Source organism: Frankia nepalensis, assembly GCF_016786325.1.
Lineage (GTDB): Bacteria > Actinomycetota > Actinomycetes > Frankiales > Frankiaceae > Pseudofrankia > Pseudofrankia nepalensis.
On the sequence record NZ_JADWYU010000006.1, the window covers coordinates 1 to 1,176 of the forward strand.

Below are 1,176 nucleotides of genomic sequence, written 5' to 3' on the forward strand. Positions count from 1 at the left end.
CGCGGGTGGGGTGGCGACGTCCGAGCGCCCGCAGCACGGCGGCGTGCCGGCGCCGCAACCGCCGCTGCGGCAGCGCGACGGTTGCCATCGCGTACAGGATGCGCCCCGCGACGACGGCCATCACACCGAGCCCGGCCGCGTCCATGGCCAGCGACACGGCGGTGCTGGAGACATGATGCGGCGAGATGCCGCACGCCATGATCAGCGACATGATCGCGTGGCCGACGGTCAGCAGCGGCACGACCAGCAGGGCGCCGAGGAGGCAGACCGCGGCGACCGTGGACAGGCAGGCGGCGACCCACAGGCCGATGCCCAGCCTCGGCGCCCTGCGGGTCCAGCCGGCGCCGCGCAGCAGCCGCGGCGCGAGGAACAGCATCGCCAGGATGTAGCCGGTCAGCAGCGGGACCGTCACGTCAGTCGGCGCCCTTCTCCTGGGCGCGCCAGCGCAGCGCGTCACTCAGGGCCTCCACCTCGGCGGGGTCCATGGACCGGACGAAGTGCAGCAGGGCCATCCCACGGTTGTCGGTGCTGGAAAGTACCTCGCTCAACTGTCGGGCGGTGTACTCGCTGCGCGACAGCGTGGTGGCGTAGACGTACCCGCGACCGACCCGCTCCCGGGTGAGCCAGCCCTTCTGGAAGAGGCGGTCCATCACCGTCATGACGGTGGTGTAGGCGAGCGGGCGAACCTGCCGCAGCCCCTCGAGGACGTCGCGCACCGTGGCCGGCTTCACGCGAGCCCACATCCGGTCCATCACCTCGGCCTCGAGGTCACCGAACAGCTCCATCCCACCTCCCCTCGCCCTAGCCCTGTGCACCGGGCCAGAGCGGGCCCGCTCGCGACTAGGCGATGGCGCCACGTCTCTCCCGTCGCCAACCGGCGGGATCGACAGCCCAGTCTGGTTGCGTTCAGCGGCAGCTGAATGCCGCTGGTGGCCGCCCGGGCTGCGCGGCCCGGCGCCTTGCCACGGCTCCGCGCCTCACTGTCCGCAGCCCACACCCCCACTGTCTACGATCCAGCATAGTGCGTTGGCATGTGCCCGCCAGCGCCGCCGGACCGCGCGCCGAATCCCGCCCCCCGGTCCAGCGATGCCCTCCCGCGCGGCACAGGCAGCAGCGGGGGAGCCACCTTCCTCCGGGCGTCGTCGCCCGCCGACGGCGTCCTTGGGGTGAAGCCGG

General features: G+C 72.9%; 1 protein-coding gene and 1 pseudogene. Both read right to left on the reverse strand.

Annotated features, from left to right (window positions below; all coding sequences use genetic code 11):
• Window positions 1-412: pseudogene (locus I6A81_RS00040) on the reverse strand (M56 family metallopeptidase); the annotation flags it as partial.
• A gap of 1 nt (window position 413) precedes the next feature.
• The gene (locus I6A81_RS00045; protein WP_203010052.1) at window positions 414-785 is read right to left on the reverse strand and encodes a BlaI/MecI/CopY family transcriptional regulator; all 372 of its coding nucleotides are present in this window, start codon (window positions 783-785) and stop codon (window positions 414-416) included.
• Window positions 786-1,176 lie beyond the last annotated feature (391 nt).